We start from the raw sequence: 14,645 nt of genomic DNA on the forward strand, positions 1-14,645 counted from the left end.
GGTCCGGGGGAGGGCCGAGCGCCCGCAACAGATTTTCGAACGGCTCGCCCACGGCGGGCGCCGCTTGCGGCCCGCGGTGGTGAACGTGCAGGGTGTGGGGCTGTGGCCACCTTGCTGATCGTGCATCACACTCCCTCGCCCAACTGCCAGGCGCTGTTCGAGGCCGTCGTCTCCGGGGCTACGGATCCGGAGATCGAGGGCGTCGAAGTGGTGCGGCGGGCGGCCCTCGCCGCCACGGCGTCCGACGTGCTCGCCGCCGACGGGTTCCTGCTCGGCACCCCGGCCAACCTCGGCTACATGTCCGGCGCCCTCAAGCACTTCTTCGACCAGGTCTACTACCCCTGCCTGGACACCACGCGCGGCCGGCCCTTCGGCTTCTACGTGCACGGCGGCAACGACGTCACGGGCGCGGTCCGCGGCATCGACTCCATCACCTCGGGCCTGGGCTGGCGCCGCGCGGCCGAGCCGGTCACCGTGACCGGCGAGCCGGCCAAGGCCGACATCGAGGCGTGCTGGGAGCTGGGCGCGACGGTCGCCGCCGGGCTGATGGGCTAGCGGACGGCGAGGACAGGGCCGGCGCCAGAGGACGAGGCCTTGCGCTAACCCACCGGCCGGATCCGGGCCTCGACGCCGTCCAGCAGGACGGTCAGCCCCACCTCGAAGGTCCGCTTCGCCTCCCGCACCAGATACGGCACGTCGTCGTCATCGCCGGCGGCCGCGGCGCTGTCGGCCGCCGCGCTGTTCAGCCAGTGCACCGTCGGATAGCGCTCGGCGAAGTCGGGGGCGACCTCCGCCATGAGGGCCGACCGGGTGTACCACCACTCGGTGTCCTCGACGCCGGTCTCCGGCCCGGCCTGCCGCGACTCCGCGACCGTCTGCGCCGCCGCGCGCACGAACTGGAACACGGTGCCGACCACCCGCCGCACCAGGGGCGGTTCGAGCCCGGTGTCCCGCAGGATCCGCAGCAGGGCTTCCAGCACGGCGTACTCGTGGGGGCCGAGTACCGGCCGGGCCTGGGAGACCTGGAGCACCCAGGGGTGCCGCAGGTAGAAGTCCCAGGCGTCCTCGGCCCACCGGGTGGCGGCGGCGCGCCAGCCGGCGTCCAGGTCGTAGCCGGTGGGCAGTTCGGCGAGTGCGCGGTCGTGCATGAGATCCACCAGCTCGCTCTTGCTGGGGACGTACGTGTAGAGCGCCATGGCGGTGCGGCCGAGCCGTTCGCCCACCGCGCGCATCGAGAGCGCGGCCATGCCCTGTTCGTCGGCGACGCCGATCGCGGCGTCCACGATCGCGTCCACGCTGAGCCCGGGCCTGGGGCCCGGCCCGGTGCGCGCGCTGCCCGGCTCGTCGGTCCGCCACAGCAGGGCCATCGTCCGTCGTGCGTCTCCCTGCCCCGCGAATACGACCATCGGGCGGCAACTCCTTACGTCGTAAAGTAATGTGTCCTACCCAACTCTTTACGGCGTAAGGATATCGGTATGGAGCTCCCCGTCTCCCTCGTCACCGTCACTGAAGTCGGCCGGGTCACGCCGGGCACGGCCCGCGTGACCTTCCGCGCCGACACCCTCCCGGCCTCCGTCGGCGCCGCCCCCGACCAGCAGGTCAAGCTCTGCTTCCCGCGGCCGGGACAGGACCGCCCACGACTGCCCGCATCCGACGGTGACGCCATGCGCTGGTACCAGGCGTTCCTGGCCCTGCCGGAGGACGAGCGGCCCGTCATGCGCAGTTACACGATCCGGCGCCGTCACCCCGGCACCGACCTCGTCGACATCGACTTCGTGCTGCACGGCGACGCCGGCCCGGCCACGCGCTGGGCCGAGAACGCCGAACCCGGCCAGGTGCTCGGCATGGTGGGCCCTTCCGCCGAGTACGCCCGACCGCTCGGCGAGGCCGACGTACTGCTCCTCGTGGGCGACGAGACCGCGCTGCCCGCGCTCGCCACGCTCGTCGAGTCGCTGCCCGAAGGGGTTCGGGCCGTCGCCTACGTCGAAGTCGCCGACGCGGCGGAGGAGCAGAGTTTCGACACGCATGCCGACCTCACCCTCCACTGGCTGCACCGGCGTACGGCCCGCCCGGGACGGAGCAGCATCCTCGTCGAGGCGGTGCGCCGAGCCGACCTTCCTTCCGGCAGTGTCTTCGCCTGGCTCGCCGGCGAGGCGGGTACCGTACGCGCCCTGCGCCGCCACCTGCTCGACGAGCGCGGCCTCGACAAGCACTCCGTCGACTTCACCGGCTACTGGCGCCTCAAGCTCACCCAGGACGACGCTCCCACCGAGGAGGACCTCGCCGACGCCCAGGAACAGCTCGCGCGGGCACGGGAACAGGCGCAGGCGAGCGACTGGTAGGTCAACGACGGGCTGCGTTTCGAGGGCCTCGTCCAGGGGGTGTGTCCCGTGGCGGGCGGTACTGCGCCCCCAACCCCATCCGGGTCACCAACTCCAGCATCAGCAGCTCGAACATCGGCTCCTGGTCGGTGATCAGCGGCGCGAAGTGGTCGAACACCTCCAGGGCCACCTGTCCGTACATGGAGCGCCAGCAGGACAGCATGACGACCAGCGCTCCCAGCGGCATCTCCACGCCCGTGGCGGTGCGGTAGTCGGTGATCTGGTCGCGCAGCAGGGGGTCCAGCTGGTCGTCGGTGAGAATCGGGTACGGGCGGGTCGCCCATAACCGCATGAACTCCGGGCCCCAGACGCCGGCGAGCTCCCGGACCCACTCACTGGTCAGGTCGCTCTGCGCGGTGCCCGCGGCCGCGGTCGGTGTGCCGAAGAGCAGGCTGAACTCCTGACGGTTGGCCAGGGACCAGCGACGGAGCACCCGAGAGGGCGCGATCAGCCGCGCCGCGAGGTCCGTCTCGTCCTCCGCCTCCATCGCGGCCCGCAGCTCGGCCGAGAGCTCGGCGACGATGTCACGGGCCGTGTGCCGGACGATGTCCGCGAGATCGTCGAAGTGCCGGTAGAGGGCCGCCGGGGTCACCCCGATCCGGCGGGCGATCTCGGCGAGTGTGAGTGCCTCGACACCCTGTTGCGTGATCACCTCCCGCGCCACCGCCCTGATGTCCTTCGACATCTGACGGCGCAGGCGTTCGCGACGGTTCAGGGCCGCCATGGGCTCCTCCTCAGGTCGAAGGAGGGACGACGGTACCGTCCGGCCGGATGTGCACCGTCGGTGAGGGAGCGTGCTTCACGTCGCGTGGGTCCTCCCCGCCCGTCACCGCCCATGCGTACGCCTGCACCGCGTGCCCCTTGAGGCCGTCGACCAGGCACTCGGAGAGTGCGCTGCGCCAGCTGTCACCCGGGTTGATCACGGTGCCGGTCCATGGATCGGACTTGGGACAGTCGAAGGGCTTCTCGGAGCTCACATACGCCACCAGCACCGACACCTTGGTCGACTCCTCGCCGCGGTTTCTGATCTCGGCGCCGAAGAGCGCCCGCCCGATCCTGTCGACGGCCTGGGTGCAGGCCCTGACCTCCACGTCCACCGAGTCCGTGGCCTGCCACGAACCGCAGTACACGTCGTTCGAGGGGTAGGGGTCGCTGTGGGTCGTCGCGGGCCCGCTCTTCGACGGCGGCGCGCTGGTCCCCGGCACGGCCGGCTCGCTCGTCCTCGCCGGTGCCGCGGCCGGCGGGGCGGCCGTCGGTGTGGGGCTGGGGGAGGGCGATGGCGTGAGGGAGGCCGACGGTCTCGGCGGGGCGGAGGCCGTCGCGCTGGGCCGTGTGCTCCCGGTATTGGCCGTCTCGGCCGTCCGGGGCGAGTTGATGGCGTAGACGGTGAGCGCGGCCGCGAGTGTGACGATGCCGAATCCGGAGCCGACGAGGGCTGCCCGCATCTTCGTCGACACCTTCCCCCCGTCATCCCAACGAGTGTCGGTCTCACCCGTCGGAGAGGGGCGGTTGAGGAACACGTTGACGCTCTTCACGTCACCGCTCCTGGTGATGTACTGCGTCCCGCCGTCGTGCGCCGCGTTGTCCTGTGCGCCGGCCCGAGCAGCCCCCGCCCGGCTCTCGTCCCGTACCTCGCCGCTCACCCGAGGACCCTGCTTCCCCCGCCGACGTTGATGTCGCCGCTCTGGGTGATGTTCTGGACTCCGCCCGCGTGGGCGACGTTGTTCTGCACCCAGCTCTGCCGGGCGCTGGGCTGCCGGGCGGCCAACTCCTCGACGAGGGCACGCAGTTCGTCGGCCGTGTCCGGGTGCTCCTCCAGCAGGAGTTCCAACTGGCCGGTCCACCGCCGTTGCAGACTCCGGCGTGCCGTGTCCCTGTTCTCCTCGGTGGCCTGCTCGATGTCGGTCGCGGCGCGATCGAGCCGCTCCGCCTCGACCCGTTCCAGGGCCGGTTCCCCCCGCCCGAGCAGCCGGGCGAACCGGCCCCGGGCGGAGTGCCAGGCATCGGTCGCCATGGCCCCCACCATCGCCGTACCGCCGGCCGCCGCCAGGCCCGACAACGCTTCCGTCAACACCCGTTCCTCCTGCTCGTCCACTCCGGCGCCACTCGCACCATGGCGCCCTGTGCAACGTTCAGGGGCATCACAAAGTAACGGGCCATTACTGAAAGCGACTGAAAGTTGCTGAAAGCGATGCGGAGAAGCCTCCACGCATCGCTCACGCGAGGTCGAGCAGCCCCCTGCGCACGGCCTCCGACACGGCGGCCGCCCGGTTGTCGACCCTGAGCTTCCGGTAGATGCGGACGAGGTGCGTCTTGACGGTGGCCTCGCTCAGGAACAGGGCCTCTGCGATGGCCCGGTTGCTGCGCCCCTCGGCCATCAGCCGGACGACCTCGACCTCACGCTCGGTCAGGTCCTGCCGGGGGCTGACCACTTGGCCGACGAGCTGGCCGACGATCTCGGGAGCGAGGCCCAGGGCACCGGCGGCGGCGCCGCGCACGGCGCGGAAGAGCTCCTCGGGGGGACCGGCCTTCAGTATGTAGCCGCGGGCCCCCGCCTCGATCGCGCGGACGACGTCGGACCGGCCGGAGTAGCTGGTCAGCATCACCACCGGTACGGCCGGAGCCTCGGCGGCCAGGCGGCGTACCGCCTCGATGCCGTCCATCCCCGCGCCGCCTGCCGAACCGCCTCCTGCCCCGTTGCCCGAGAACCTCAGGTCCATCAGGACCACGTCCGGCCTCAGCCGGGCGGCGAGGCGAACGGCCTCCTCGCCGTTGCCCGCCTCGGCGACGACATCGAGGTCCGGTTCCCCGTCCAGCAGCGCTCGCAGACCGGCCCGTACGACGGTGTGGTCGTCCGCGATCAGCAGGCGCAGCGGTGCGGGGGTCATCGGGCGGTCGTCGAGGTCACCGGCGCCACGGCGCGCGGCTCGTCGGTCTCGGTGGCCCCGGGAGCCTCGGACGGCCCGGACAACGCCGGCACCACGGCCCGTACCCGGGTGCCCCTTCCCGGCGCGCTGCCGACGTCGAGGTCGCCGCCGCACTCGCGCAGGCGCGCCCGGGCCGCGGGCAGACCGAGACCACGGGCGGGGCGGGAAGCCGCACGGGGCGCGGCCGGGTCGAAGCCGACACCGTCGTCCGAGACCTCCAACTCGACCCGGTCCGCGTCCTGACGCAGGGTGACCCGGACGTCCACCGCACGGGCGTGCTCCCGTACGTTCGCCAGCGTGCCCTGGGCGACCCGGAACAGGGTGGCGGCGGCCTGCGCGTCCAGCTCGGGCCGGTCGTCCCCGACCGAGCTGAACCGCACGCGCGCCGCCGTACCGTCCGCCTGGGAGCGCGCGCACAGCAGCCGCAACGCGTCCTCGAGTCCGGCCTCCGCGACGGCGGACGGGGTGAGGTCGCGGATGATCCTGCGGGTCTCGGCGAGATTCGCGTCCAGGCCGTCGGTGACCGCGCGCACGCGGGTCAGCGCCACGTCCGGCCGCTTCTTCCAGTCCCGTTGCGCCGCCTGGAGCAGCATCAGGCTGCCGGAGAGCTCCTGGGCGAGCGTGTCGTGCAGGTCACGGGCGATGCGGGCCCGCTCCGCCAGCACCCCGGCCTGACGCTGCTGCCGCGCCAGGATCCAGCGGGTGCCCTCCAACTCCTCAACCAGCCGCTGGCGTTCGGCGGCGTCCCGCTGCTGGGCGCGGTAGAGCGCGACGGTGCCCCACACGGCGGCCACCGGGATCAGCACGAGCTCCGGGTCGAACCCGCCGGTAGTGCGGATCAGTTGCCCCACGAGGACACCGGTGATCGCGGTCACCGCGACCCCGGCCGACCGGAGGCCCAGCGCGCGCAGGGCGACACAGGCCAGCGGCACCGCACACCACGCGTACGCGCCGGTCAGCGACCCCGGCGCGAGGATCAGCAGTTGGCTCCACAGCAGGAGCAGGGCCGCGACCCAGAGGTGACGGCCGCGTCGGCCGAGCCGTTCCCACAGCACCAGCCCGGCCGCGTACGTCAGCGCCAGCAGCCCGCTGACGAGCACGATCTCCCAGCACAGCGGGATGCCCAGCCGCAGGAGCCGCACCAGCGCCGCGCCGACGACGAGGAAGAAGGTGAAGTGCGTGGCATACGCCAGGCCGGACCGGCTCCCGCGGGCGACCTTCGAGGGTGCGTGGGCGGGAGCGCGGTCGGGCACGGCGGACCCCTTGGACGGAGTGATCAGCTCGGACAGGCGTCCGAGTCTATCCACCGCCGGTAGGGGCGAGGTGAGAGCAGCCGCCGGCGTTCAGGCCCCGGGGTGCAGTCCCAGCCACCCCGGCGTCGGGTCCCCCTCGACCTCGCCGAAGTACAGGGCGAACGTCTGCTTCCAGCGCTCGATCGCGGCCCGGTCGGCCATGAACCGGGGGAAGCCGTCGAGGTGCGCGTTCGGGTACTCCCAGATGGGCTTCAGGCCGCCCGCGGGGGTGACGTCGGTGCGGACCGACCAGCCGTTGAAGGCGGCCTGCTGCTGTGCCGTGGACAGTTGCCAGTTGAGGTAGAGCTTCGCGGCCGTGGGGTTCTTGGCCTGCTTGAGGATCGCGGCGCGTTGACCCCAGGCCATGAAGGGGTGCCGCCCGTCGGGAACGGCGAACCTCACGGGGGACGACGGGGGCGCGACCAGGCTGCCCGAGCCGCCGACGCCGATCGCCTTCTGCCCGGTGCGGACGGCGTCGCCGGGCGAGTTGCTGCCGCGGGCGAAACGGACGTCCTGGGCGGCGAGTGCGGCCACCCAGTCCCAGCCGTACGTCTGGGCGTAGAGCGCGTAGAGGTAGAGGACCGCGTCGTCGTCGTGCGGGTACGACGAGGCGATCCGTCCCTTCCACTTCGGGTCGACGAGATCCAGCGGCGTGCGCGGCACGTCCGAGCCGACGGCGGCGGGGCCGTACATGAAGCTGAACGCGATCGCGGCCATCGCGACCCACGCGCCCTGCGGGTCCTTGAAGCCGTCGTACACCTGGGAGAAGCCGGCCGGCTTGTAGTGCAGCAGACGGCCCTGTTCCTTCCAGCGCACGAAGTCCTGGAGGGTCTGGAGCTGGACCACGTCGGGGACGAGGGTGCCGGTCGCGAGCTGGTTGTCGATGCGGACGTCGTGGTACTTGCTGTAGTCGACGACCAGCGTCAGGTCGATCTCCGGGAAGCGCTTGAGGAAGGCCGCCTTCGTGCCGTCCTGTTGCGTCGCCGTGTCCCCTCCGGCGTAGAGGGTGAGCTTGCCGCCCTCCGCGAGGGCGGCCCGGTACAGCTCGTCGAGCGTGCGGGTCTCCTCCGGCCCAGAGGCGTACCGGGACCCACCGGGCCCGGCCGCGGCCGCCGGAGAGGCGGCGGACCCGAGGGCGCCGACTCCGAGGGCCGCACCGGCCCCGGTGGTGAGGACACGTCGTCTGCTGGGAAAGCTGGACATCCTGCGGAGACCTCTCTGATCTCTGGGGGGACAGGGGGTGACCGGCGCCGTTGGTCGATGACGATTCTGGGGCCGGGCAGGAGGCCCGCGCGTCCCCCGGACGGAGCGGCGGACCCGCTCAGGATGTAATCCGCGTTCAACCGAACGGTTGATGTGGAAATCCATCGGGATCAGGGGGGGTGAGCGGGAATGTGTTTCGGTCCATGAAAGGTTGGTATATGCATCTAGCTGAACCGATCCCGACCGAACCGAGGCACCGTGACCACCGCACATCCGAAGACGCCCGCCGACACCGTCGCCCGGCTGCGCGCCACCTTCCGCACCGGCCGCACCAAGCCCGTCGAGTGGCGCACCGCCCAGCTGCGCCGCCTGCGCGAGATGCTCACGGAGAACGGCCCCGACCTCGCCGCCGCCCTCCACGCCGACCTCGGCAAGAGCACCACCGAGGCCTACCGCACCGAGATCGACTTCACGGTCCGCGAGATCGACCACACGCTGGACCACCTCACCGACTGGCTGCGTCCCGAGCCCGCCCCGGCCCCGGCCCACCTCGGTGCCGACGTCCGCGTCTGGACCCAGTACGACCCGCTCGGTGTCGTCCTCGTGATCGCCCCCTGGAACTACCCCGCGCAGCTGCTCCTCGCCCCCGTGGTCGGTGCCCTCGCCGCGGGCAACGCGGTCGTCGCCAAGCCCAGCGAACTGGCACCCGCCACCTCCGCCGTCCTGGCCCGGCTGGTGCCCGCGTACCTCGACAACGACGCCGTCGCCGTCGTCGAGGGCGGCATCCCGGAGACCACGGCCCTGCTGGCCGAGCGCTTCGACCACGTCTTCTACACCGGCAACGGCACCGTCGGCCGCATCGTCATGCGCGCCGCCGCCGAGCACCTCACCCCGGTCACCCTCGAACTCGGCGGCAAGTCACCGGCGTTCGTCGACCGCGACACCGACCTCGACGTGGTCGCCGGCCGGCTGGCGCAGGGCAAGTTCCTCAACGCCGGCCAGACCTGTGTCGCCCCCGACTACGTCCTGACCGACCCGGAGACCGCCGCCGCCCTCGAGCCCGCCCTCGCCCGAGCCGTCGAGGCGGTCTACGGCACCGACCCGCAGGCCTCCGACGAGTACGGCCGCATCGTCAACGAACGCCACTTCGACCGGCTGACCGGCCTGCTCGACTCGGGCCGTGTCGTCGTGGGCGGCGGCAGCGACCGTACGGACAAGTACATCGCGCCGACCGTCCTCGCCGACGTCGACCCCAAGGCGCCCGTCATGCGGGAGGAGATCTTCGGCCCGATCCTGCCGATCGTGACCGTCGACGACCTGGACGAGGCCATCGCCTTCGTCAACGACCGCGACAAGCCTCTCGCGCTGTACGTCTTCTCCGAGTCCGCGGACACCCGCGCCCGCATCGCCGCCGAGACCTCCTCCGGCGGCCTCGGCCACGGTCTGCCGCTCGCCCATCTCACCGTCTCCGACCTGCCGTTCGGCGGGGTGGGGGAGAGCGGCATGGGCAGCTACCACGGCCGGTACTCCATCGAGACCTTCAGCCACCGCAAGGCGGTCCTCGAGAAGCCGCTGAGCTGAAGCGCCACGGGTCCGCAAAGTCCTCAGCCCGCGGGCTGGGGCTGTGCGAGACTCCGCCGATGACCTCGGAGATCATCACCGCGGACGCCGCGGGCACCTGGAAACTCGGCGATCACACCGTCGGCCGCGTCGGCTTCGGCGCGATGCGGCTGACGGGCAGCGCCGCCTTCCATCTCGGGACGCCGAGCGACCGCGACCGCTCGATCGCCGTCCTGCGCAGGGCGGTCGACCTCGGCGTGAACCACATCGACACGGCCGCCTTCTACTTCTCCTCGCTGCGCTCCGCCAACGAACTCATCAACCGCGCGCTGGCGCCGTACACCGACGACCTGCTCATCGCCACGAAGGTCGGCCCCTTCCGCGACTACGCGGGGGAGTGGGGCACCTCGGCCCGCCCCGAGGACCTGCGCGGCCATGTCGAGGAGAACCTGCGCCAGCTCGGGCGCGACCACCTCGACCTCGTCTACCTGCGCCGCATGCGCCAGGACTCGATCGCCGAGCACTTCGGCGCGCTGGCCGACCTGCGCGAGGCGGGCCTGGTCCGCCACCTCGGCATCTCCGACGTGGAGCCGCGCCATCTCGCTCAGGCGCAGGCCATCGCGCCCGTGGTGAGCGTGCAGAACCGGTACGGTCTCGGCCACCATGCCCCCGTGACCGACGAGGTCCAGCGGATCTGCGGCGAACAGGGCATCGCCTTCGTCCCCTTCTACGCCGTCGCCGGCGAGGGCGGGGCACACGGCGCGACCGCCACCCACGACGAGGCGGTCCGCGCCGTCGCCGAAGCCCACGGCGCGCCCCCCGCCCAGATCCGCCTCGCCTGGACCCTCGCCCAGGGCCCCCACGTCCTCGCCATCCCCGGCACCGGCAACCCCGGCCACCTCGTGGAGAACGTGGCCGCGGGCGCGCTGCGCCTGACGGACGCGGAGGTGGAGAGCCTCAACGCCCTGGGTGGGCCCGGCTCGTCACGTCCGGCCTGAGGACTCCTCACCGGCCCCGGTCGGACCTGCCCGGACGATCCACACCCCGTCCCGCATGAGGTGCCGCTTCGGCAGCTCGTGTGCCTCGCACCATGCCTGCACCGCGCGCGGCCGCACCCGGTAGTAGCCGTAGGGTGCGCCGTCCTCGCGGGGATCCCACCCCGTCTTCGAGAAGAAGGCGTCGGCCGCGTCCGGCGGCACCTCCCGCGCGCTGAAGGTCTCCACGTCGCCGTCGATCAGTACGACGTCCCGCGTGTCCCCGAACGCCAGCCGGGCCCGCCCGCCGTCCCGGAGGTTCAGGCCGGTGGGATTGGTCGGGCGGGTCGCCAGCCACACGGACTCGTCGTGCCAGACGAACCACAGAGGGACGAGACACGGCAACCCGTCCGGGCCCGCCGTGGCCACCCAGATGTCGATCTCACGCTCCAGGCGGCCCAGAACGTCCTGCTTGCGCTGCTCACGGCCGCGGGACGGCTTGGTGATCTCCATGGCCGGGACGCTAGCGGCAACCCCGGCGGCCCCGCCTCGGGCCCGAGTCCCACCCTCGCCTCGGCCCTCAGTCCTAGGCCGGCAAGAAGCGACTGGCGCACCCGAGGTTTTACGTATAACCTCTCCCGTCAATCACCCCTCCCGGAAGGCTCCGATGAGACGCATCGCCCTGGTCACCCTCGTTGTCGACGACTACGACGAGGCGATCCGCTTCTACACCGAGGCACTCGGCTTTCGACTCGTGGAGGACGCGCCGCGCCCCGACGGCTCCCGCTGGGTCGTCGTGCGGCCGGGCGCCGGGCAGGACGGCACCGGTCTGCTGCTCGCCCGCGCCAAGGGCGAGGCCCAGCGCGGCCGGGTCGGTGACCAGACCGGCGGGCGGGTCGGGTTCTTCCTGCACACCGACGACTTCGCCCGCGACCACGCCCGCATGCTCACAGCGGGCGTGACCTTCCTGGAGGAGCCCCGCCACGAGCCGTACGGCTCCGTCGCCGTCTTCCAGGACCTGTACGGAAACCGCTGGGACCTGCTCCAGCCCGCCACCACCTGAGAACCACCTGCCGAGGAACACGCACATGACCGCGCCCCGCATCGACACCGACACCCTCCGCCGGCTCCCCAAGGCCGTCCTGCACGACCACCTCGACGGCGGCCTGCGCCCCGCCACCGTCGTCGAACTCGCGGACGCGGTCGGCCACACCCTGCCCACCACCGACCCCGACGAACTCGCCGCCTGGTACGTCGAGGCCGCAAACTCCGGAGACCTGGTCCGCTACATCGCCACCTTCGAGCACACCCTCGCCGTCATGCAGACCCGCGAGGGCCTGCTGCGCACCGCCGAGGAGTACGTCCTCGACCTCGCCGCCGACGGCGTCGTCTACGGCGAGGTGCGTTACGCCCCCGAGCTGATGCTGCAGGGCGGGCTGATGCTGCCCGAGGTCGTCGAGACGGTGCAGGAGGGCCTCGCGGCCGGCATGGCGAAGGCGGCCGCCGCGGGCACCCCGGTCCGGGTCGGCACCCTGCTGTGCGGTATGCGGATGTTCGACCGCACCAAGGAGACCGCCGACCTGGCCGTCGCCTTCCGGGACGCGGGCGTCGTCGGCTTCGACATCGCCGGCGCCGAGGACGGCTTCCCGCCCGCCGACCACCTCGCCGCCTTCGACCACCTGCGCCGCGAGAACGTCCCGTTCACCATCCACGCCGGTGAGGCGCACGGCCTGCCCAGCATCCACCAGGCCCTCCAGGTCTGCGGCGCCCAGCGCATAGGCCACGGCGTCCGCATCACCGACGACATCCCCGACCTCGCGGACGGCAAGCTCGGCCGCCTCGCGGGCTGGGTGCGCGACCGCCGGATCGCCCTGGAGATGTGCCCGACGTCCAACCTCCAGACCGGCGCGGCCACCTCCATCGCCGAGCACCCGATCACGGCCCTGAAGGACCTCGGCTTCCGCGTCACCCTCAACACCGACAACCGGCTGGTGTCGGGCACGACGATGACCCGTGAGATGTCCCTGCTGGTCGAGCAGGCGGGCTGGACGGTCGAGGACCTGCGCACGGTCACGGTCAACGCCCTCAAGAGCGCGTTCATCCCGTTCGACGAGCGCAGGGCCCTCATCGAGGACGTCGTCCTGCCGGGCTACGCGCCCTCGCTCTGAAGCAGCCCGCGCACGTAGGCGGCCTGTCCGATGTGCTGGAGATCGTCGGACAGGACGCTGACCAGCCGTACGCCCAGACTGACCGGCGGATCCCAGCGCTCGTCCACGACGCGCTCCAGGTCCGCCGCGGTCAGCCCGCGCAGCACCTCGAGCGTCTGTTCGTGCACGGCGTCGTAGTAGCCGGTCAGCAGGTCACCGGAGTCCACCCGCACCTTGGCGACCTTCGCCGGACTGTGGCCGAACCCGGTGTCGCGGCGCGGCAGGCCCAGGCCGAAGCGCTTCTCCCAGTCCTGGGACAGCCACACCTGCTCGAGGTCGAAGGCGTCCGCGACATGGTCGTCCTGCACCCGGGTGAGGTGCCAGACCAGCCAGGCGATGGAGTTGGCGTCGTTTGAGGGGCGGGCGTTGAGGTCGTCGGGGCCGAGGCCCTCGACAGCCGCGTGGACCTCTTCCCGGATGCGGCTGTGACCGTCGATGAGGATGTCCTTTGCATGCATGGCACCACCATCGCGCATCGCGCCGCGTCACGCGTCGGGAACCCAGCTCCCGTGAAAGCCCAGCGGCACCCGCCCCGGTAGATGGATCCGGGCAAGCGGCGCACTTGTGAAGTCCTGCGCGGCGAGGATCAGCAGGTCCGACGCCCCGCGGTCGGGGTTGTGCACGTACGCGATCGCGTACCCGTCGTCCTCGGCCGCCCTCGGGTCGGTCGCGTCGGACGGCACGAACACGGCCTCGCTCGCCGCCGCGCCCCGCGGCAGCCGGTGCGCCTGCACCGTGCCGCGCAGCAGGTCGTGCTTGAAGAGCGCGTTGCCGAAGGCCCGGTCGGGCGGGGTGCCGTCGGCTGCCAGATAGGCCAGCGTCATCTCGGCGGACGCCGCCGAGTAGCCGTAACGGTGCTGGCGGGACACCAGCGCCTCGTTCACACGCGGGAACTCCTGCGGACGGTCGTCGAGGGTCCTGGTGCGCACCCGGCCGTGGCGCAGGTCGATCGTCCAGCGGTCGAGCCTCGCGGTGCCCGCCCCGTAGGGTCCGCCCGACCCCCGGCCCGCCACGAGGAAGGGCGCGGGGAAGTTCGTCATGTCGACGACGATGTTCGGGCCCTCCTCGTAGGCGTTGAGGGTGTGCGAGTAGAACACCGGGTCCACCTCGAACCAGCGCACCGCGCCGCCACCGCGCGGCAGGACGCCGACGCGCGCCGGGTGCTTCCTGTTCCAGACGTACGGCACCAGGTCGCCGCGCTCGGCGGCCGCCGGGTCGAAGGTCACCGGCATGTCGAGGACGATGACGTACCTCTCGGTGAGCGCGAAGTCGTGGATCATCGGCGCGTCCGCCACCGGGATCCGCGTGCTGCGCGACACGCGGCCCGCCGGGTCCACGACCAGGTGCCGCACATGGTCCCAGGTCGGGTAGTAGGCGATCGCGTGCAGCTCACCGGCGTGCGCGTCGTACTTGGTGTGCGCGGCGAACGCGCCCTCCAGGGTGCCCCGGAAGTCGTACGTCCCCACGGTGTTGAGCTCGTCGTCGAGTTCGTACGGCAGCGGCCCGCTCTCCTGGAGCGCGAGGATCCGCCCCCGGTGGGGGATCACGTGGGTGTTGCAGGGGAAGTCTTCCGGCGGCACCGGTCGCGGGTAGGGCTCGCCGAGCTTCCTCGCCACCTGGGAGGAACGCACCCAGCGGTTGCGGTACCACTCGGCGCGGCCCTCGCGCAGGCGGACGCCGTGCACCATGCCCTCGCCGAGCATCCAGTGATGGGCGCGTGGATCCTCCAGGCCCAGGACGTTGGGGCCGTTGCGCAGGTAGCGTCCGTTCAGCTCGCGCGGGATGCGGCCGGTGACCGGCAGGCCGAAGGCCGTCAACTCCTCGGTGACGGGCTTGAACGCGCCCTCCAGGAAGGGGAAGTGTCGCGTCGCCGGAGGAGCGGCAGGAGCGGCAGGAGAGGCGGGTGCGGCGGGTCCGCCAGTTCCGCCAGGTACGGCCACGGCAGGCCGCGATCCCGCTCCCGTCCCGACGAGTCCGCCGGCCGCCGTGATCGCCGCCGCGCCGCGCAGCACGTTCCGTCGCGTGTGGTTCGTCATCTCCGGTACTCCTGACCGCAGTTGTCTTCGGGGACGGTCACGAGTCTGCGGCGCGGGACGGATCG

General features: G+C 72.1%; 15 protein-coding genes. 6 read left to right on the forward strand and 9 right to left on the reverse strand.

What is annotated here, in order from left to right:
- The first annotated feature begins 102 nt into the window (after positions 1-102).
- Complete coding sequence (locus ACFYWX_RS23460; RefSeq protein ID WP_389426019.1) at positions 103-555, forward strand: flavodoxin family protein; 453 nt, start codon at positions 103-105, stop codon at positions 553-555.
- 44 nt (positions 556-599) lie between these two features.
- On the opposite strand, the gene ACFYWX_RS23465 is transcribed toward ACFYWX_RS23460, so the two are convergent.
- Entirely contained in the window at positions 600-1,406 is an 807-nt protein-coding gene (locus tag ACFYWX_RS23465) for a TetR/AcrR family transcriptional regulator (RefSeq protein WP_389426020.1), read from the reverse strand.
- 63 nt (positions 1,407-1,469) lie between these two features.
- Between ACFYWX_RS23465 and ACFYWX_RS23470 the strand changes: the two genes are divergently transcribed.
- Positions 1,470-2,342, forward strand: coding sequence for a siderophore-interacting protein (locus ACFYWX_RS23470; protein ID WP_389426101.1), 873 nt, complete (start codon positions 1,470-1,472; stop codon positions 2,340-2,342).
- Position 2,343: 1 nt separating this feature from the next.
- On the opposite strand, the gene ACFYWX_RS23475 is transcribed toward ACFYWX_RS23470, so the two are convergent.
- The 5 genes from ACFYWX_RS23475 to ACFYWX_RS23495 form a co-directional block, all read right to left on the reverse strand.
- Entirely contained in the window at positions 2,344-3,105 is a 762-nt protein-coding gene (locus tag ACFYWX_RS23475) for a TetR/AcrR family transcriptional regulator (RefSeq protein ID WP_389426021.1), read from the reverse strand.
- 915 nt (positions 3,106-4,020) lie between these two features.
- Positions 4,021-4,452, reverse strand: coding sequence for a hypothetical protein (locus tag ACFYWX_RS23480; protein ID WP_389426022.1), 432 nt, complete (start codon positions 4,450-4,452; stop codon positions 4,021-4,023).
- Between the two features lie 145 nt (positions 4,453-4,597).
- The gene (locus ACFYWX_RS23485) at positions 4,598-5,269 is read right to left on the reverse strand and encodes a response regulator (RefSeq protein ID WP_389426023.1); all 672 of its coding nucleotides are present in this window, start codon (positions 5,267-5,269) and stop codon (positions 4,598-4,600) included.
- On the reverse strand, positions 5,266-6,615 hold the full coding sequence (locus tag ACFYWX_RS23490; RefSeq protein WP_389426024.1) for a sensor histidine kinase: 1,350 nt from the start codon (positions 6,613-6,615) through the stop codon (positions 5,266-5,268). The genes ACFYWX_RS23485 and ACFYWX_RS23490 overlap by 4 nt, the downstream gene beginning before the upstream one ends.
- A 36-nt stretch (positions 6,616-6,651) precedes the next feature.
- Positions 6,652-7,803: an ABC transporter substrate-binding protein gene (locus ACFYWX_RS23495; RefSeq protein WP_389426025.1), complete on the reverse strand. Its 1,152-nt coding sequence runs from the start codon at positions 7,801-7,803 to the stop codon at positions 6,652-6,654.
- 258 nt (positions 7,804-8,061) lie between these two features.
- Here ACFYWX_RS23495 and ACFYWX_RS23500 point away from each other — a divergent pair, with 258 nt between their 5' ends.
- A complete protein-coding gene (locus ACFYWX_RS23500; RefSeq protein ID WP_389426026.1) occupies positions 8,062-9,384 on the forward strand; it encodes an aldehyde dehydrogenase family protein in 1,323 nt (440 codons plus the stop codon).
- Between the two features lie 59 nt (positions 9,385-9,443).
- A complete protein-coding gene (locus ACFYWX_RS23505) occupies positions 9,444-10,361 on the forward strand; it encodes an aldo/keto reductase (RefSeq protein ID WP_389426027.1) in 918 nt (305 codons plus the stop codon).
- Here the strand turns inward: ACFYWX_RS23505 and ACFYWX_RS23510 are convergent.
- Entirely contained in the window at positions 10,347-10,850 is a 504-nt protein-coding gene (locus ACFYWX_RS23510) for a pyridoxamine 5'-phosphate oxidase family protein (RefSeq protein WP_389426028.1), read from the reverse strand. The genes ACFYWX_RS23505 and ACFYWX_RS23510 overlap by 15 nt on opposite strands.
- Positions 10,851-11,004: 154 nt before the next feature.
- Here ACFYWX_RS23510 and ACFYWX_RS23515 point away from each other — a divergent pair, with 154 nt between their 5' ends.
- Together ACFYWX_RS23515 and ACFYWX_RS23520 are read left to right on the forward strand one after the other, a co-directional pair.
- Entirely contained in the window at positions 11,005-11,400 is a 396-nt protein-coding gene (locus ACFYWX_RS23515; RefSeq protein WP_389426029.1) for a VOC family protein, read from the forward strand.
- Between the two features lie 25 nt (positions 11,401-11,425).
- A complete protein-coding gene (locus tag ACFYWX_RS23520; RefSeq protein WP_389426030.1) occupies positions 11,426-12,505 on the forward strand; it encodes an adenosine deaminase in 1,080 nt (359 codons plus the stop codon).
- Here ACFYWX_RS23520 and ACFYWX_RS23525 read toward each other — a convergent pair.
- Positions 12,487-13,002: a DinB family protein gene (locus tag ACFYWX_RS23525; protein ID WP_389426031.1), complete on the reverse strand. Its 516-nt coding sequence runs from the start codon at positions 13,000-13,002 to the stop codon at positions 12,487-12,489. The two genes, ACFYWX_RS23520 and ACFYWX_RS23525, sit on opposite strands and share 19 nt — an antisense overlap.
- A 27-nt stretch (positions 13,003-13,029) precedes the next feature.
- Positions 13,030-14,580 (reverse strand): carotenoid oxygenase family protein, encoded by a 1,551-nt coding sequence (locus ACFYWX_RS23530; protein WP_389426032.1) that lies wholly within the window; start codon positions 14,578-14,580, stop codon positions 13,030-13,032.
- Between the last annotated feature and the right edge of the window lie 65 nt (positions 14,581-14,645).

Source organism: Streptomyces sp. NPDC002888 (genome assembly GCF_042888465.1).
GTDB lineage: Bacteria > Actinomycetota > Actinomycetes > Streptomycetales > Streptomycetaceae > Streptomyces.